Raw genomic sequence first — 16,835 nt, 5'->3', positions numbered from 1 at the left:
CTCACGCGTCGAGCGCGACCTTCGCCCCGGCCGCCGGCTCGGTGTTGCGGCGGGTCTTCGCCCAGCCGTTGCGGCCGCGGACCAGCCTGAACAGCGCGCGCCACGACGTCACGTAGAACGTGTAGATGTACGCCGCGTACGCGAAGCCCATCCCGATCCCGCGCAGGATGTTCTTGCTGCGCAAGCACTTCAGCTGGTAGATCGGGCCCCAGACGAGGAACGGCAGCAGCCCGAACGAGCCGTAGATGGCGAAGAGGATCCAGGCGCCGCCGGTGAACCACGTCCACATCTGCGCCGGGTCGCCCGCGGTGCTCACCACCAGCAACACGAACGGGATCGGGTAGAGCAGCGAGCCCAGCAGCTGCAGCCACGGCTGGGCCAGGTAGTACATCATCTCCGCCGCGCCGAGCGTGCTGACGTGCGGTGAGTCCCAGATCCGCCGGAGGTACCGCGCGCACTGCATGGTGCCCTGGCCCCACCGCGTGCGCTGCACGAGGAACCGGCGCAGGCTGTACAGCCCTTCCTGCGCCACGTGGGCGTCCGGGGTGAAGCCGGTGCGCCAGCCCGCCGTGAGCAGGTGGACGCCGAGTTCGAAGTCCTCCAGCAGCGAGCCGCGCCACGGCTCTTCGCCGTCGCCCGCGATCGAGTCGAGCGCCGTCAACCGCGTGAACTGGCCGTTTCCGCCCATGGAGATCGTGCCGGTGAACCCGCGGGACGTCTGGATCGCCGCGATCGCCGTGCGGAACTCCAGGTCCTGCAGCTGCGCGAGCTTCAGGCCGAACCAGCGGCCGACCGGGTTGCGCGACGGCGGCGGCGTCGCGACGTTGCTCATCCGGACGTCCAGCTGCACCGCGCCGACCTCCGGGTCGCCGAAGAGGTGCGGCGCCGCGCAGACTTCGAGGCAGTTCGGCGTCGGACGGCCGTCGGCGTCGACGACCACCACGACGACGTCTTCGCGGCTCGCGTCCGGGCCCATCCAGTCGTTCAGGGTGCGGTACGCCGCGTTCAGCGCGTCACCCTTGCCGGTGCGGGCTTCCGGCCGCACGCGCGGCACCAGGTGCAGGTACGGGTCGTAGCCGCCGTGCCGCCGCCACAGCATCCGGACGACGCGCGCGGTGCGGTCCTCCGAATCGTCGTCGACGACCCAGACGTGCGCTTTGCGGAAGGTCGTGCGCAGGTAGTGGATGGTCTCGCGGATCACCGCCTGCTCGTCGCGGCACGGCACGAAGAAGTGCCACGTGAAGCCGGCCGGGTCGCCGACCGGGCCGGGCCGGCGGCGCAGGTACGGCACCACGATCACCACGACGTAGACCAGGAACGCCACGCTCATCGTGAGCGCGAACGCCTGCGTGATCGCCAGCAGGACCTTGACGCTCATGCCTTCTTCCTCCGCGTGGCGAGCCAGACGAACAGGACGATCGAGACGGCGCCACCGAACACGCTGACCATCGAACCGAGCAGCGTGTGGCCCCAGTAGTAGCCCTCGTCCGTGCCGAACCAGTGCACCAGCCCGACGATCGTGAGAATGCGCAGCTGATTCACCAGCACGATGACCACCGCGGAAATGCCGAGGGAAAAGAAGAGCCGCTTGGCATCGGCTGGCCGGAAGTACATCATGACCATCGTCACAACGAGCAGCGGGAGCAAAAGGAACGCCGAAGAACATTCCGGTGTCATTCTCAACCCGAACGGAGCAGCGCCGGTCAACCCAAAGTAAACAGACTCCCGGTCGCCGGCGACATAAACACCCGATGTAGTGAACACCTCGAGGATCGCCCCGGCGAGCCGCACTTCCAGCTCCCGGTAGAACCGCTCGCCCAGCACCACCACGGCACCCGCGGCCGCCAGCACACTCAGCGCGATGACCAGCGGAAACCGTGCCATACCCGGGTTCGGAGCGCTCGCTACGGCCACGACGTTCCTCTCGATGTCGATTCTTGGATCAAGCTGCGGATCCCGGCGAGCGTAGGACACAACCAGCCGGTTGTTCCACCCGGAGGTGTGGTTTGGCGCCCTCAATCGGCTGGAACTCAGCCAACCTTGTTACGCCATCAGAGTGATCCCAAAACGACCAGCGGAAACGGCGGAAAGCGATACCCGATCCGGTGATTCGGGAAATTTTGTGTGCTATTCCGCCCGGTCTTCGCGATAGTCGATCCGCGTGCCGAGTCTCGAGGCAAGCCGGTTCGATCCGCGCCGCGGTCACGCACCCCCGAGAAATCCAGCGAATTCGGAGGACCACTTGAAGAAGAGCTCCCTCGTGCGCCGTGGCGGACTGCTCGCCGCGGTCGTGGCGAGCGTCGTGCTCGCCGGCGCGGCCCCCGCTTCGGCGGCCCCCGGTGACGGGTCCGCCTACGGCGTCAAGGTCGACGTCAAGCTGCTCGGCCAGGACGCGGTGAAGGCGGGCCCGTTCGCGGCCGCGAACACCGCGGGCCCGACGAGCAACAGCCTGGCGAAGGTCGACCTCACCGGCGTCCTCACCACCGGCGTGATCAACACCGAAGCCCGGCGCGACGAGAATTCCGGTGCGGTGACAGCGAAGGCGAGCACCGCCGACGTCGGGCTGCCGCTGCTCAAGGCGGCGCTGGGCACCGTCGGCATCAAGCTCGTCGAGGCCGTCTGCACCGCGACGCAGAAGGGCGTCGAGGGCAGCACGAAACTGGTCGGCGCGGACCTCGGCAGCGTCGGCGCGGTCGACGCCACCCCGGCCCCGAACACGCAGATCAAGGTGGGCCTCGGCCCGGTGAACGTCGCCACGATCATCCTGAACGAGCAGGTGCGCAACAAGGACGGCAGCCTCACGGTCAACGCCGTCCACGTGAAGCTGCTCGGCGAGGGGCTCAGCGCGCTCGGCTCGGGCGACGTGATCGTGTCGTCGGCGACCTGCGGCCCGGCCGCGCCGCCGATGCCGCTGGCGTCCGGCGCCGGGCTCTGGATCGGGCTCGGCCTGCTCGGCGCCGTCGCCGTGCCGGTCGGCACCCGCATCTTCCGTCGCCGTTCCGCGCAGGCCTGAGCGAGGTCGGCGATGTACAAGATGCCGGGCGCCGGCGTCGGCGTGGCCGGTGGCGGGGTGGGCACCCTCGCCGCCACCGGGGCCGACATCGGGTGGTGGCTGGCCGTCGGCGTGCTCCTGGTCCTGCTCGGGACCGTCGCGCTGATCGCCGTCCACCGCCGCAACCGCCGTCTTTCCCAGGCGCGGGACTGACGCGGTGATCCCGGGCCGCCGGCGTGTGCCCCTCGCACGCCGGTGGCCCCGGGGGTCGAAAATTGCTGAACAATGGGTCATGTGGAGAAGAGGTCCCGCGCGGTGGATGTGATGTTGCTGGCCGGGACGCGTCCGGAAGCCCTCAAGCTCGCGCCGCTGGCACTGGCGCTGGCGGTCCATCCGGTGCTGCGGCCGGTTCTGGTGCACAGCGGCCAGCACGCGGGCATGGTCGAGCAGGCCGTGGAGCCGTTCGGCCTGGCCGTGGACGTGTGGCTGGACGTGCCGCCGCGCGTCACCGGCAGCCAGGCCGAGCTCGTGGCGGGCCTGCTGCCCGCGCTCGACGACGCTCTTCGGCGGCACACCCCGGCCGCGCTCGTCGTCCAGGGTGACACCACGACGACGCTCGCGGGCGCGCTCGCCGCGTTCTGGCTGGGCATCCCGGTGGTGCACCTCGAAGCCGGGCTGCGCACGCACGACCTCGCGGCGCCGTTCCCCGAGGAGGGCGCGCGGCAGATGGTGACGCGGCTCGCGGCGCTGCACCTCGCACCGACGCTCCGCGCGGCGGCGGCGTTGCGCTCGGAAGGCGTTGCGCGGCAACAGATCGCGGTCACGGGCAACACGGTCGTCGACGCCGTGCTGGAAATCGCCGCCCGCGACCTGCCGGCGCGGGACACGGCACTGGCGTTGCTGGAGATGGAGATCGCGGAGGCCGGTGAGCGGTTGGTGCTCGTCACATCGCACCGCCGGGAGTCCTGGGGCGAGCCGCTGGAGCGGACGCTCGCGGCCGTGCAGCTGATCGTCGCCGAGCACCCGGACGTGCAGGTGCTGTTCCCGGCGCACCCCAACCCGCAGGTCCGCGCCCAGGTGGAAGCCGCGCTCGGCGGCCTGCCGCGGGTGACGGTGACGGACCCGCTGGAGTACCCGGACCTGGTGCGGACCCTGCGGCTGGCGTCCCTGGTGCTGACGGATTCCGGCGGCATCCAGGAGGAGGCGCCGACGTTCGGCACCCCGGTGGTGGTGCTGCGCGACGTCACCGAGCGCGTCGAGGTGGTCGAAGCGGGCTGCGCTTGGCTGGCGGGCACGGACACGGCCCGGATCGCCGACACGGCGGCGCGGCTGCTGAGCGGTGAGCTGCGCCCGGCCCAGGTCGGAAACCCCTACGGCGAAGGCAATGCGGCGGTACTGGCGGTCGCGGCGATCGAGGAACTGCTCGGCGTGCGGTCCGCGGCCCCGAGCCCGGCCGCGGCTTCCTAGCACCGCCCCGCGACGTTGGGGCGGGCGGAACTAGAGCGAAACGACCTCGACCGACAACGCCGGGTTCGCGCTGAAGTCCAGCGGGGCCGTCGGGCGCTTGGCCGCCACCACGTGCGCACCCAAGGCCGCGATCATCGCGCCGTTGTCCGTGCACAGGCGGGGGCGCGGGACCCGCAGCTCGAGGCCCGCCGCCGCGCAGCGCTCGGCCGCGAGCGCCGACAGCCGGGAGTTCGCCGCCACCCCGCCGGAAATCACGATGGTGCCGATCCCCTGCTCCTTCGCCGCGCGGATCGCCTTCGCGGTCAGCACATCGGCGACGGCCTCCTGGAACGACGCCGCGACGTCGTCCACCGGAACCTCCTCGCCACGCCGTAAAGCGCCTTCGACCCAACGCGCGACCGATGTCTTCAAGCCGGAGAACGAAAAGTCGAACTTGGCGTCGCGCGGGCCCGTCATGCCGCGGGGGAACGCGATCGCCGCCGGGTTGCCGTTCTTGGCCGCCCTGTCGATCGGCGGGCCGCCCGGGTACGGCAGGCCCAGCACCCGCGCCACCTTGTCGTAGGCCTCGCCGGCCGCGTCGTCCACTGTGGACCCCAGCTCGGTGATCGACGACGCGATGTCGTCGACGCGCAGCAGCTGCGTGTGGCCGCCGGAAACCAGCAGCGCCAGGCACGGCGTGGGCAACGGCCCGTGCTGCAGCGTGTCGACGGCGATGTGCCCGGCCAGGTGGTTGACGCCGTACAGCGGCACGTCCAGCGCCGTCGCGTACGCCTTCGCCGCCGAGACGCCGACGAGCAGCGCGCCCGCCAGCCCCGGCCCGGCCGTCACCGCGATGGCGTCCACATCGGACAGTGTCAGACCCGCCGTGGCGAACGCCCGCTGGGTCGTCGGGACCATCGCCTCGAGGTGCGCGCGGCTGGCGACCTCGGGCACCACGCCGCCGAAGCGGGCGTGCTGCTCGACGCTCGAGGCCACCTCGTCCGCGAGCAGCTCGACCGTGCCGTCGTCGTGCAGGCGGACCAGGCCGACGCCGGTCTCGTCGCACGAGCTCTCGATACCCATGATGATGCGTGCCATCAGCCCGCCACCCCGTCTCGCGTCCGCGCCGGGCGGACCATCGTGTACGCGTCGGCGCCGGAAGGCTGGTAGTAGCGCTTCCGGATGCCGAGCCGTTCGAAGCCGTGGCGCTCGTACAGGGCGAGCGCGGTGGTGTTGTCCGTGCGGACCTCGAGGAAGACCGGCGCCTCGAACTCGTCGGCGCGCGCCAGCAGCGCCTGCAGCAGCGCCGTGCCGATGCCCCGGCCCTGGTGTTCGGGGGCGACGCCGATGGTGTGCACGGTCGCCTCGTACTCGCCGCGGCGGCGCCCGACGACGGCCAGCCCGGCGTAGCCGAGCAGCTCGCCGCCTTCGTCCGAGCGCGCGGCGAGGTAGAAGTTGCCCACGTCCAGTTCGGAATGGAAGGCGCGGGCGCTCCACGGGTCGTCGCCGGGGAACAGGATCTTCTCGATCTCCACGCACCGGGCGATGTCCATGCGGCGCAGGGGTTCGAGTCTCACGGAGCGGTCACCCGTTTCGGCGCGGCCGGCTCGGCGGCGTCGGGACGACGCAGGTAGAGCGGCGTCAGCGGCGCGGGCGGCTCCTTCGCCAGCAACGCGGCCTTCGCGACCTTCACCAGCCCGGCGGGCGACGGGAAGCGCGGTTCGACCGGCCGGACGTCGAGCGCGGTGGCGTAGAGGAGGGCGCCGTCCCCGGCCGCCACCTCGACGCCGGTCTCGAGGTCGGCGGGGCGCTGGACGTGCGGGCCGTCGGTGCGCCTCCCCGCGGCGTCGTAGGCGGCCCAGTAGACCTCGCGCCGCCGGGCGTCGGTCAGCACGAGGAAAGCGTTGTCCCCCGGTGCGACGTCGGCGGCCAGCGCGTCGAGGCTGCAGACCGGGTACACCGGGATGCCGAGGGCGTGGCCGAACGCGGCGGCGGTGGCCATCCCGGCACGCAGGCCGGTGAACGGCCCGGGACCGACGCCGACGACGATCGCGTCGAGGTCCTTGAGGGTCACGCGAGCGGCTTCGGCGGCGGCCAGCGCGTGCGGCGTGATCAGCTCTCCGTGGGCGCGGGGGTCGACCGTGACGCGGTCACCGCGCGTCTCGACCAGATCGCCGTCCAGCGCGACGACGCCCGCGGTCACCGCCGGGGTCGAGGTATCGATCGCCAGTACCAACACGGTGTCCCAGCCTACGACCAGCGCCTGCGGTTGCTTGCTGCAGGGGACGGATCAGCACGGTAACGTGCTGTTGGAGTCCGACACTGGGAGGTCCCCGCGGTGCCCGACCCCTTGTTCCCCACGCTCGTCGCCGGTGCCGCGAAGGAAGCCTTGCGCTTCGGCGACCACGCCCTGACCTACGACGAACTCGCCGCCGTCGCCGGGAGTCTCGCCCGGGAACTGCCACCCGGCCGCGTCGCGGTGTGGGCGACCCCGACCGTCCACACCAGTGTCGCGGTGGTCGCCGCGCTGCTGGCCGGGGTGCCGGCGGTGCCGCTCAACCCGAAGATCGGCGAACGCGAGCTCGCCCACATCCTCGCCGACAGCGAACCGGCGCTCGTCCTGGCCGAGCCGGGCGTCGCATTGCCCGCCGGGCTGGCGGCCCTCCCGCGCCGCGACATCCCCCTCACGGGCGAGGCCGGCGCGCTCGCGGCCGAACCGGACGCCGGGTCCCCCGCCCTGATCGTCTACACCTCGGGCACCACGGGCCCGCCGAAGGGCGTCGTGCTCCCCCGCCGCGCGCTCGCGGCCACGCTCGACGCCCTCGAGGACGCCTGGGGGTGGACCGACGCGGACACCCTGGTGCACGCGCTGCCCCTGTTCCACGTGCACGGGCTGATCCTCGGCATCCTCGGCCCGCTGCGCCGCGGCGGTTCGGTGCGCCACCTCGGCCGGTTCTCCACCGACGGCGTCGCGCGGGAGCTGACGGCCGGGGCGACCATGCTGTTCGGCGTCCCGACGATGTACCACCGGATCGCCGGCGAGGTCGGCTCCGACGCCGGGCTGGCCGACGCCCTCCGGAGTGCCCGCCTGCTCGTCTCCGGGTCCGCCGCGCTGCCGGTGCACGACCACCAGCGGATCACCGAGGCGACCGGCCAGCAGGTCGTCGAGCGCTACGGCATGACCGAAACGCTGATGAACACCAGCGTCCGCGCGGACGGCGAGCGCAAGCCCGGCACGGTCGGCGTGCCGTTGCGCGGGGTGGAGCTGCGGCTGGTCGGCGACGCGGGCGAGGTGCTCGACGACGTCGAGACGGTCGGCGAGATCCAGGTCCGCGGCCCCAACCTGTTCACCGAGTACCTCAACCGCCCGGACGCGACCGCGGCCGCCTTCGACGACGGCTGGTTCCGCACCGGTGACATGGCGACGCGCGACGCCGACGGGTACGTCCGGATCGTCGGGCGCAAGGCGACCGACCTGATCAAGAGCGGCGGGTACAAGATCGGCGCGGGCGAGATCGAGAACGCGCTGCTCGAACACCCGCACGTCGCCGAAGCGGCCGTCACCGGCGAGCCGGACGACGACCTCGGCGAGCGGATCGTCGCGTGGATCGTGCCGGACGGCGAGCCGCCGTCGGCCGATGAGCTCGCCGACCACGTCGCCCGGCTGCTCGCGCCGCACAAGCGCCCGCGGGTCGTCCACTTCCTGGATGCGTTGCCGCGCAACGACATGGGCAAGGTCATGAAGCGGGCGCTCAGTGCCTAGGCTGCCGGCGCGCGAGGTCGTCGGCGCGATCGCCAACGGCTTCGCGGAGTTCGCCACTCCGCTGCGCGAAGAGCCCGCCGACGGCCCGATCGCCTGGCCCGGCTACCGCGAAGCCCGTGCGAGCGCGGAAGAGCACACCGGCGAGAAGGAGTCGGTCGTCTGCGGGACGGCGAAGATCGGCGACGTCGAAGCCGTGCTGGTCGCCTTCGAGTTCGGGTTCCTCGGCGGGTCGCTCGGGCAGCGCACCGGCGACCGGATCGAAGCGGCGTTCGCCCACGCCCGCGACGCGCGGCTGCCGGTGGTGTCGCTGATCTCGACCGGCGGCAGCCGCATGCAGCAGGGCATGCGCGCCTTGATGCAGCTGCAGCGGGTGGCGCGGGCGTCGGCGCTGACGCGTTCCGTGGGCGTCCCCCAGATCTCGGTGCTGCGCGACCCGACGACCGGCGGCGGCTGGGCGACGCTCGGCGCGGGCGCCGACGTCGTCCTCGCGCTGCCGGAGGCGCAGGTCGGGTTCGCGGGCTCCCGGGTGCGCCCGCCCGGCTCGCCGGAGGCGTACACCGCCGAGGCCAAGCACGCGTGGGGCCAGGTCGACGCGATCGTGTCGCCGGGCGAACTCGGTCCGGTGCTGGAACGGTGGCTGCGGCTGCTGACCGCGCATTCGTCGGCCGCGGCTCCGCCACCTTCCGCCCGGCGGGCGGCTCCGCTGCCTTCGTCGGGCTGGGAAGCGGTCCAGGCGGCCCGTTCGCCGCAGCGGGCCCGGGCCGCCGAATACCTCGACGCGTACTTCGACTGGCGGCAGGACATCAGCGGCGACCGCGTCGGCGGCGCCGATCCCGGTGTCGCCTGCGGCTTCGGCTGGCGCGACGGGCGGACGATCGCGTACGCGGCGCAGTGCGGCACGCCGACCCTGCCGTCGGGTTTCCGCACGGCCGCGCGGCTGGTCAAGCTGGCGTCGCGGCTGGGGATCCCGGTGCTGACGCTGGTCGACACCCCGGGCGCGGCGAACGACGCGGCAGCGGAGCAGGCGGGCGCGGGCGGGGCGATCGCGGAGATGTTCGAGGCGGTGGCGACGGCCTCGGTCCCGGTGACGACCCTGGTGATCGGCGAAGGCGGGTCGGGCGGCGCACTGGCGTTCGCCGCGGCCGGGTCGACGTGGGTGGCGCCGGACGCCTACTTCTCGGTGACGTCCCCGGAGGCCGCGGCGGCGATCCTGAAGCGGCCGGCTTCGGAGGTCCCGGACATCGCCAACCAGCTGCACCTGCGACCCCAGGACCTGGTGGATCTGGGCGTCGCGCGGGCGGTCGTGAGTGTCAAAGCGGGTTAGAACCCGCGTTACCACTCACGGGTTCATCCATCCGTGGTTGGATCTTGCGATGGGGTATCAACTCAACAGGCGAGCGGCGTTCGGTTTGGGGACCGCCGTCGCCGCTGGAAGCATTCTGGCCGGCTCTCCCGCGTACGCGCAGGAAGCAGACATCGAAGCCAGCCCGGCCACACCGGACCGGGCCAGGCAGAAAGTGCAGCGCGTCTACGACAACGCGGCCGCCGAGGCAAGTGGCATCTGGAACTCCTACATCAGCGTGGCCGACCAGGTGGCCGTCGACGTGGCGTCCGACGAGATCGTCGAGGCGTACAGCGTCAACAAGGTGGCCGTCGCGGTCACCCTGATGGACAAGATCGACCGTGGCCTGCTCACGCTGGACCAGCAGGTCCAGGTGCCGGCGAGCATCGTCGTGCCGGGTGGTGACGGCATCATCATCCTGGACAAGGCGTACCCGAGCGCGTTCACGCTGGGCCACGTCCTGTCGCTGTTCCTCACGGTTTCGGACGACACGTGCGTCCGGCTGGTGGGGCTCGTGGTTCCGGCGGCCGAGATCAACCAGATCCTGGTGGCCAAGGGCTTCCCCAAGACCCAGGTCACGCCGGTGGCCAACCCGAACCGCTACTTCCTCGGCCAGACCACTCCGCGCGAGACCCACGACCTGCTGAAGGCGCTGGTCGCGGGCACGTTGCTGAGCCCGGCGTCGACGGACTACCTGCTGTCCATCCTGCGGTCGCAGGTGGCGTTCACCGACGGAATCCGCCGTGAGATGTCGTCCGCCGATCGGGCAAGGATCGCCACGAAGGCGGGCTGGCTGAACGACGGCCGCAACGAGGCCGGAATCATGTTCGACGCCGCGGGCAAGCCGGTGTTGATCTACTCGATGTTCGCGCACGGCCAGGCGAACCCGGAGGACTTCGGGGCCACGCACCCGGTCCGGCAGGCCACCGCGAAGATGGGGCCGAAGTTCCTGCGCGCGGTCGACAAGATCGCGGGCGCGGGCACCAGGGCATTCCGGGCACCGGCCTACCAGCAGTACAACGGCGGCTGAGAGCAGCTACCGGGGGCGGCGACCACCGTGGACACCTGGCGGTCGCTGCCCTGCTGCGCCTGAAGAGTTGCGGTAGCGGGCACTTACGCCGGTACCAGGTCCGGAGTGCGGTCGGCCCAGGTGCCGTGCGGCTCCAGGGTGATCTCGCGGACGTCGTCCTCGCGGCGGTCCAAGCGGACCACCAGGTAGTCCTCTGACAGCCGCTCCGCCGAACCCTCGCCCCACTCGACGACGATCGCCGACCGTTCCAGGTCGGTGTCCAGATCGAGGTCGTCCAGCTGGGACAGGTCCCCGCCCAGGCGGTACGCGTCCACGTGCACCAACGGCACGCCGAGAGCGCCCGCCGGGTGAACGCGGGCCAGCACGAACGTCGGGGAGCTGACGCGGCCGCCGACACCGAGGCCGTCCGCGATGCCGCGGGTCAGCGTCGTCTTGCCCGCGCCGAGCGGCCCGGCCAGCAGGACCAGGTCACCCGCGCGCAGGGACCGGCCGAGGGACCGCCCGAACTCCATCGTGTCTTCGGGGGTCGGGAACACGAAACTCAACGCTGCCACCACCAGGTTCGCCGGGACGAGGTCACGCCGTCCACACCGGAACAGCGTTGCAGGAGATCGATCAGATGACTGTTCACCAGCTCGGGCTGCTCGAGCTGGACCATGTGCCCGGCCCCGCGCACCCGCACCAGCTCGGCGTCGGGCAGCTCGGCCGCGATCCGCTCGGCGTGCGAGAACGGCGTGAACCGGTCCGAATCGCCGCCGATGACGAGGACTTCCGCGTGCTTGAGCCCCGCCAGGGCCGCGTACCGGTTGTGGCTGCCGAGCGTGTCGACGAAGTTGACGAGACCGCGCACCGGCGTCACTTCCAGCATTTCGAGCATGAAGTCGACGAGCCGCGGGGCGACCTCGCGGCTGCCGAACGCCAGCCGCCGCACCGCCTGCCGCGTCAGCTGCCCGCCCGCCGCGCGCACGAACTCGACGAGGCCCGGCTGCCACCCGGCGAGCCCGCCGGCGGCGCGCGTCAGCGGGTTGTACTTCGAGAGCAGGGAACGCGGCAGCCCGCGTGCGCCGACTTCGCCCGCGGCCGTCGCGATGAAGGCCACGCCTTCCACGCGTTCTTCGAAGAGCTCGGGGAACTCGGCGGCCAGCTCCATGATCACCATGCCGCCCATCGAGTGCCCCATCAGCACGAGCGGTCCGTCGGGGACCACGGACCGCAGCACGCAGTCCAGGTCCCGCGCCAGTTGCTCGATGGTCGACGTCTCGGTGGAAGCCGCGCCGGACAGCCCGTGACCGCGGTGGTCGTAGTACACCTGACGCACGCGAGGCAGCCGCAGCGACGCGAGGTCACGCCGCTGGAAATGCCAGCAGCGCCGCGAAAGCGCGAAGCCGTGGACGCCCACGACGGTCAGTTCCGGTTCCCCGCCGTCCTCCGGGTCGATCTCCTCGACCGAGAGCGGCGTGCCGTCCTCGGCCGCGACCGTCGAAGTCCGGTCCGGTCTCAGCTCCCCCAGCGGCTCGTCCACGTACGGATCCTCACTGTACCGCCGCTGCTGCGTGGCGACGGCGATGACGGCGGCGGTCCCGGTGGCCAGTGCCCCGATCCCGCCGGCGATGGCCAGCAATCGTCGTGAAGGTGTCACGAGCGCTCCCCCAGATACCGGCGCCGCACCCGCGGGCGGTACATCGAGGTCACGATCTCGTAGTCGATGGTGCCCAGCTTGTCGGCCCATTCCCGGGCCGTCGGCTCGCCGTGTGTCCCGGCGCCGAACAGGACGACCTCGTCACCGACGGCCGGTTCGTGGTCACCGCAGTCGACGACCAGCTGGTCCATGCAGACCCGCCCGGCGACCGGCCGCCGCTGCCCGCCGAGGAAGACGTCCATGCGTCCGGACAGCGACCGCGGGACGCCGTCGGCGTACCCGGCCGGGACGAGCGCGAGGGTGGTTTCGCGCTCCGCGGTCCAGGTGTGCCCGTAGGACACCGATTCGCCGGCCTCGATCCGCTTGACCAGCGCGACCGTCGACCGGAACGTCATGGCCGGGCGCAGGTCTTCGGCCTGCGGCACCGGGTTGAGCCCGTACATCGCGATGCCGGGGCGGACGACGTCGAAGTGCAGGTCCGGCCGGGTGAGCAGGGCCGCGGAGTTCGCGAGGTGCCGCATCGGGTCGAGCCCGGCCGCGCGAGCGACGTCGTAGGCGTCGGCGAAGCGCTTGGCCTGCAGGTCGATCGACGGGTGCCCGGGTTCGTCGGCGCACGCGAGGTGGGACCAGATCGCGACGACCTCGACCCGCGGTTCGGCGGCCGCCGCTTCGACCAGCTCGGCCCACGCGGCGGGCGGGCAGCCGTTGCGCGAGAGCCCGGTGTCGATTTTGAGGTGCACACGTGCGCGGGTACCCGCTCGGGTGGCGGCCGCGATGCGGTGTAGCTCACCGAGCGAGCTGGCGGCGAGATCGACGTCCGCCTCGATGGCCGGGGCGAAGTCGACGTCCGGGGTGTCCAGCCAGCTGAACAGCCGGGTCGTGAGCCCGCCTTCGCGGAGGGCGAGGGCTTCGCCGAGCGAGCAGGTGCCGAGCCAGCCCGCCCCGGCCTCGACCGCGGCGCGCGCCACCGGCAGCGCGCCGTGGCCGTAGGCGTCGGCCTTCACCACGGCCATCACCTGGGAGCCGGGCGCCCGGGCGCCCAGCAGGGTGAGGTTGTGGCGGATCGCGTCGAGGTCGATGTCGGCCTGGGCGCGGGGGCTGGGTTCACGGGGAGAACTGGAGGACATGGCGCCCTCCAGTTTCCCATGAGCCGAGGTCAGGGCAGGCGCAGCCCGGACGTGGCGGAGAACACGTGCAGCTCGTCCGGGCGGATCCGCAGGTGGAGCGTGTCGCCCATGGCCGGCGGCGTACGCGGGTCGACCCGGGCCACGACGTTGGACTTGTTGTCGGCGGCGTCGGTCTCGGCGAGCTTGCCGTAGACGTAGGCGTCGGAGCCGAGCTCCTCGACCAGGTCCACCTTGATCGGCAAGGAGCCGTCTTCGCCCGCGGCGACCTCCAGGGCCTCCGGCCGGAAGCCGAGGGTCACGGTGTCGCCGTCGGCCGCGGCGATGGTCTCGCGGGTCAGCGGCACGCGCGCGCCGCCCACCTCGGCACCGTCGGCCGTCAGCTTCGCGGTGACGAGGTTCATCGCGGGGGAACCGATGAAGCCGGCCACGAAAGCGTTTGCGGGCCGGTCGTACAGCGCGCGCGGGGTGTCGCACTGCTGGAGCAGGCCGTCCGACAGCACGGCGACGCGGTCACCCATCGTCATGGCCTCGACCTGGTCGTGCGTGACGTAGACAGTCGTGACGCCGAGCCGGCGCTGCAGCGCGGCGATCTGCGTGCGCGTCGACACGCGCAGCTTGGCGTCGAGGTTCGACAGCGGCTCGTCCATCAGGAAGACCTGCGGCTCGCGGACGATCGCGCGGCCCATCGCGACGCGCTGGCGCTGACCACCGGAGAGCGCTTTCGGCTTGCGGTCGAGGTAGTCCACGATGTCGAGCAGCTTCGCGGCCTCGAGGACCTTCTGCTTGATCTCGGACGCGGGCCGTCCGGCGATCTTCAGCGCGAAGCCCATGTTCTGCGCGACCGTCATGTGCGGGTACAACGCGTAGTTCTGGAACACCATCGCGATGTCACGGGACCGCGGCGGCAGCTGGGTGACGTCGCGGTCGCCGATCCAGACGGCGCCGTCGTCGATGTCCTCGAGACCGGCGAGCATCCGCAGGCTGGTCGACTTGCCGCACCCGGACGGGCCGACCAGCACGAGGAACTCGCCGTCGGCGATCTCCAGGTCCAGCGCGTCGACCGCGGGGCGCTCCGAGCCGGCGTAACGCCGGGTCGCCTTGTCGTAGGTGATGGAAGCCATCGGTCAGTCCTCTCCGAGATTCCGCCGGACCCCGTAAGCCGCTTCGCGGGCTTCGAGGTGGCGCTGCTGGATCCGGTGGCCCTCGGCGCGCTGCGCCTCGGTCGGCTCGTCCAGCTCGAGCCGGAGCTTGCGGTTCTTCTGCCAGGACGGGGGTTCCGCACTGGAAGCCAGGGCCCACGCCGCCTGCCGCGCCGCGCCGAGCGCGACGTACTCGGCGACTTCGGGCAGCTGCACGGGCACGCCGAACACCAGCGGCGCGACCGCGCGGACGGCCCGCGACTGCGCGCCCCCGCCGATCAGCAGCACGCGCTGGACGTCGAGGCCGTGCGCGCGTACCGCGTCGAGGCCGGCGGCCAGGCCGCAGAGCATGCCTTCGACGGCGCTGCGCGCGAGGTTCTCCGGGGTCATGTTTTCCCTGGTCAGCCCGGCCAGTGAGCCGGTGGCGCCGGGCAGGTTCGGGGTGCGCTCACCGTCCAGGTACGGCAGGAAGGTCAGCCCCCCGGCCCCGGGCTCGGCGGCCAGGGCGAGCCGGTCGAACTCGCTCAGCGTCGCCCCGAGCATCGCGGCTGTCGCGGTCAGCACGCGGGCGGCGTTGAGGGTGCAGGCGAGCGGGAGGAAGCGGCCGGTGGCGTCGGCGAACCCGGCGACTTCGCCACTCGCGTCGGCCGCGCCGGTCTCGGCGACCCCGAACACGGTGCCGCTGGTGCCGAGCGAGACGACGGCGTCGCCGGGCTGGAGTTCCAGCCCGAGCGCGGCAGCCATGTTGTCGCCGGTGCCGGCGGAGACGAGCACGCCGTCCGGGGTGTGGCCGGCGGCGTCGGCCGGGCCGAGCACGGTCGGCAGCTCCGGCGTCCGGCCACCGAAGGCATGGCTCAGGACGTCGAGGCGGTAGGCGTTGTCGGACGGCGAGAAGTACCCGGTGCCGGACGCGTCGCCGCGGTCGGTGACCGGATCTCCGCCGGTGAGCTTCCAGGTCAGCCAGTCGTGCGGGAGCAGCACGCGCGTCACGCGGTCGGCGAGCTCCGGCTCGTGCTCGGCCAGCCAGCGCAGTTTCGTGACGGTGAAGCTCGCGACCGGCACCGAACCGACGGACTTCGCCCAGGCCGACGGCCCGCCGAGCTCCTCGATGAGGTTGAGCGCCGCCTGCGCGGACCGGGTGTCGTTCCAGAGCAGCGCCGGCCGGACCACGTCGTCGTTTTCATCCAGCGTGACCATGCCGTGCTGCTGGCCGCCGACGCCGATGGCCTGGACGCCGTCGAGCAGGCCGTTCGTGGCTTCCTGGAAGGCGTCCCACCAGGCGGCGGGAGCGACCTCGGTGCCGTCGGGGTGCGGCGCGCGGCCGGTGCGGACGATCTCGCCGGTGGCGGCGTCGCACACGACGACCTTGGTCGACTGGGTGGACGAGTCGATGCCGGCGACCAGTTCAGCTGTCATAGGGCTGCCCCTCTGCGACGTGTTCGACGATCTCGATGGCCGTGCCCGCGTTGAGCGCGGCCTCGATCTCCTCGGTGGGGGTGTACTCACCGGTGATCAGCAGGTCGTAGTCGCCGACGTCGCCGTGCGCGTAGGTGGCGGTGCGGCCGAACTTCGAGTGGTCGACGACGAGGACGGTGTGGTTCGCGGCCTTCAGCGCGGCCTTCTTCAGCTCGGCGTAGTCGCGATCGGGGTGGAAGAGCCGCCCGACGGCGACGGCGGTGACCGAGACGAACGAGACGTCCGCGCGGATGCTGTCGAGCAGGTTGATGACCTCGGGGCCGGCGCAAGAGTCGTACTCGTGGCTGTAGCGGCCGCCGGCGAGGACGACCTCGACCTTGGGGCCGAGCAGGCGGGCGGCGTGCAGCGAGTTCGTGACGACGGTGAGGGCGTCGATCTCGGCGAGCCGCTTGACCAGCGGGAGGAGGGTGGTGGAGTCGTCGACGAAGACGGTCTGACCGGGCTGCACCTGGCGCGCGGCGGCCTCGCCGAGCGCTTCTTTTTCGCCGTGGTGGAGCGTGTCGCGGAACCGGGCGGCGGACTCGATGGTGAGCGCCGGGTAGGCCTCGACCTTGCCGCGGAGCTTGCGCAGGAGCCGACGCTCGGCGAGGTCGTCGAGGTCGCGGTGCATCGTCATCAGGCTGACCTTGAACCGGGCGGTGAGATCGTCGATCCGCGCTTCGCCCTGCTCGATGACGTGGTCGAGGATGTCCTGCCGCCGCCGCTCGACGACAGCATCGGACGGCCGGGTCTTCCGGTCTCCGGATGCTGCTGTGCCGCCGCTCACACGGCATTCTTACCAGATTTACCCCGCAAAGTTAACAGAGAACTCGATAAGTCTTCTCAAAGACGTAGGCGGCACTTTCACGTGAAAGTGACCCGGAGTGCGCACTCCGGGTCAC

General features: G+C 71.9%; 17 protein-coding genes. 6 read left to right on the top strand and 11 right to left on the bottom strand.

The features are described 5' to 3' along the window. Position 1: 1 nt before the first annotated feature. Both AB0F15_RS18700 and xrtP read right to left on the bottom strand, forming a co-directional pair. Positions 2–1,378: a glycosyltransferase family 2 protein gene (locus tag AB0F15_RS18700; RefSeq protein ID WP_360271433.1), complete on the bottom strand. Its 1,377-nt coding sequence runs from the start codon at positions 1,376–1,378 to the stop codon at positions 2–4. Beyond that, the gene (gene xrtP, locus AB0F15_RS18695) at positions 1,375–1,884 is read right to left on the bottom strand and encodes an exosortase P (RefSeq protein ID WP_360271680.1); all 510 of its coding nucleotides are present in this window, start codon (positions 1,882–1,884) and stop codon (positions 1,375–1,377) included. Before xrtP ends, AB0F15_RS18700 begins: the two co-directional genes overlap by 4 nt. Positions 1,885–2,242: 358 nt before the next feature. On the opposite strand from xrtP, the gene AB0F15_RS18690 reads away from it, so the two are divergent. From AB0F15_RS18690 to wecB, 3 genes are all read left to right on the top strand, one after another. Continuing rightward, on the top strand, positions 2,243–3,013 hold the full coding sequence (locus AB0F15_RS18690) for a choice-of-anchor P family protein (RefSeq protein ID WP_360271432.1): 771 nt from the start codon (positions 2,243–2,245) through the stop codon (positions 3,011–3,013). Between the two features lie 12 nt (positions 3,014–3,025). Then, the gene (locus AB0F15_RS18685; protein WP_247015003.1) at positions 3,026–3,205 is read left to right on the top strand and encodes an LPXTG cell wall anchor domain-containing protein; all 180 of its coding nucleotides are present in this window, start codon (positions 3,026–3,028) and stop codon (positions 3,203–3,205) included. Positions 3,206–3,307: 102 nt separating this feature from the next. Then, the gene (gene wecB / locus AB0F15_RS18680) at positions 3,308–4,459 is read left to right on the top strand and encodes a UDP-N-acetylglucosamine 2-epimerase (non-hydrolyzing) (RefSeq protein WP_360271677.1); all 1,152 of its coding nucleotides are present in this window, start codon (positions 3,308–3,310) and stop codon (positions 4,457–4,459) included. Positions 4,460–4,489: 30 nt separating this feature from the next. Here the strand turns inward: wecB and tsaD are convergent, their stop codons facing one another. Genes tsaD through tsaB form a run of 3 tightly spaced genes read right to left on the bottom strand, consistent with a single transcriptional unit; the run spans position 4,490 to position 6,677 of the window. After that, on the bottom strand, positions 4,490–5,536 hold the full coding sequence (tsaD, locus tag AB0F15_RS18675) for a tRNA (adenosine(37)-N6)-threonylcarbamoyltransferase complex transferase subunit TsaD (RefSeq protein WP_360271431.1): 1,047 nt from the start codon (positions 5,534–5,536) through the stop codon (positions 4,490–4,492). Continuing rightward, positions 5,536–6,015 carry a ribosomal protein S18-alanine N-acetyltransferase gene (gene rimI, locus AB0F15_RS18670; protein WP_360271430.1) on the bottom strand — a complete coding sequence of 160 codons (480 nt, stop codon included), beginning with the start codon at positions 6,013–6,015 and terminating at the stop codon, positions 5,536–5,538. Before rimI ends, tsaD begins: the two co-directional genes overlap by 1 nt. Beyond that, complete coding sequence (tsaB, locus tag AB0F15_RS18665) at positions 6,012–6,677, bottom strand: tRNA (adenosine(37)-N6)-threonylcarbamoyltransferase complex dimerization subunit type 1 TsaB (RefSeq protein WP_360271428.1); 666 nt, start codon at positions 6,675–6,677, stop codon at positions 6,012–6,014. Before tsaB ends, rimI begins: the two co-directional genes overlap by 4 nt. 99 nt (positions 6,678–6,776) lie before the next feature. On the opposite strand from tsaB, the gene AB0F15_RS18660 reads away from it, so the two are divergent. The 3 genes from AB0F15_RS18660 (at position 6,777) to AB0F15_RS18650 (ending at position 10,573) form a co-directional block, all read left to right on the top strand. After that, complete coding sequence (locus AB0F15_RS18660) at positions 6,777–8,201, top strand: acyl-CoA synthetase (RefSeq protein ID WP_360271426.1); 1,425 nt, start codon at positions 6,777–6,779, stop codon at positions 8,199–8,201. Beyond that, a complete protein-coding gene (locus AB0F15_RS18655; protein WP_360271424.1) occupies positions 8,194–9,525 on the top strand; it encodes a carboxyl transferase domain-containing protein in 1,332 nt (443 codons plus the stop codon). Before AB0F15_RS18660 ends, AB0F15_RS18655 begins: the two co-directional genes overlap by 8 nt. 193 nt (positions 9,526–9,718) lie before the next feature. Beyond that, positions 9,719–10,573, top strand: coding sequence for a serine hydrolase (locus tag AB0F15_RS18650; protein ID WP_360271423.1), 855 nt, complete (start codon positions 9,719–9,721; stop codon positions 10,571–10,573). Between the two features lie 83 nt (positions 10,574–10,656). Here the strand turns inward: AB0F15_RS18650 and tsaE are convergent, their stop codons facing one another. From tsaE to AB0F15_RS18620, 6 genes are read right to left on the bottom strand one after another with little or no spacing between them, the layout of a single operon-like run. Further along, a complete protein-coding gene (gene tsaE, locus AB0F15_RS18645; protein ID WP_360271421.1) occupies positions 10,657–11,118 on the bottom strand; it encodes a tRNA (adenosine(37)-N6)-threonylcarbamoyltransferase complex ATPase subunit type 1 TsaE in 462 nt (153 codons plus the stop codon). Continuing rightward, positions 11,115–12,212 carry an alpha/beta hydrolase gene (locus AB0F15_RS18640; protein WP_360271419.1) on the bottom strand — a complete coding sequence of 366 codons (1,098 nt, stop codon included), beginning with the start codon at positions 12,210–12,212 and terminating at the stop codon, positions 11,115–11,117. Before AB0F15_RS18640 ends, tsaE begins: the two co-directional genes overlap by 4 nt. Further along, positions 12,209–13,339: an alanine racemase gene (gene alr, locus AB0F15_RS18635; protein ID WP_360271417.1), complete on the bottom strand. Its 1,131-nt coding sequence runs from the start codon at positions 13,337–13,339 to the stop codon at positions 12,209–12,211. The genes AB0F15_RS18640 and alr overlap by 4 nt, the downstream gene beginning before the upstream one ends. A gap of 29 nt (positions 13,340–13,368) precedes the next feature. Continuing rightward, the gene (gene ugpC, locus AB0F15_RS18630; protein WP_360271415.1) at positions 13,369–14,460 is read right to left on the bottom strand and encodes a sn-glycerol-3-phosphate ABC transporter ATP-binding protein UgpC; all 1,092 of its coding nucleotides are present in this window, start codon (positions 14,458–14,460) and stop codon (positions 13,369–13,371) included. Between the two features lie 3 nt (positions 14,461–14,463). Further along, entirely contained in the window at positions 14,464–15,894 is a 1,431-nt protein-coding gene (gene xylB, locus AB0F15_RS18625) for a xylulokinase (protein ID WP_360271413.1), read from the bottom strand. Further along, entirely contained in the window at positions 15,884–16,720 is an 837-nt protein-coding gene (locus tag AB0F15_RS18620) for a DeoR/GlpR family DNA-binding transcription regulator (protein ID WP_360271411.1), read from the bottom strand. The genes xylB and AB0F15_RS18620 overlap by 11 nt, the downstream gene beginning before the upstream one ends. Between the last annotated feature and the right edge of the window lie 115 nt (positions 16,721–16,835).

Source organism: Amycolatopsis sp. NPDC026612 (assembly GCF_040638285.1).
Classification (GTDB): Bacteria; Actinomycetota; Actinomycetes; order Mycobacteriales; family Pseudonocardiaceae; genus Amycolatopsis.
This window is presented reverse-complemented; position numbering and strand designations above follow the sequence as displayed.

Excerpts from the sequence above, each read along its gene's own strand:
- AB0F15_RS18700 (WP_360271433.1), bottom strand. The coding sequence starts at position 1,378 with ATGAGCGTCAAGGTCCTGCTGGCGATCACGCAGGCGTTCGCGCTCACG.
- xrtP (WP_360271680.1), bottom strand. The coding sequence starts at position 1,884 with ATGGCACGGTTTCCGCTGGTCATCGCGCTGAGTGTGCTGGCGGCCGCG.
- AB0F15_RS18685 (WP_247015003.1), top strand. The coding sequence starts at position 3,026 with ATGTACAAGATGCCGGGCGCCGGCGTCGGCGTGGCCGGTGGCGGGGTG.
- tsaD (WP_360271431.1), bottom strand. The coding sequence starts at position 5,536 with ATGGCACGCATCATCATGGGTATCGAGAGCTCGTGCGACGAGACCGGC.
- alr (WP_360271417.1), bottom strand. The coding sequence starts at position 13,339 with ATGTCCTCCAGTTCTCCCCGTGAACCCAGCCCCCGCGCCCAGGCCGAC.
- ugpC (WP_360271415.1), bottom strand. The coding sequence starts at position 14,460 with ATGGCTTCCATCACCTACGACAAGGCGACCCGGCGTTACGCCGGCTCG.
- xylB (WP_360271413.1), bottom strand. The coding sequence starts at position 15,894 with ATGACAGCTGAACTGGTCGCCGGCATCGACTCGTCCACCCAGTCGACC.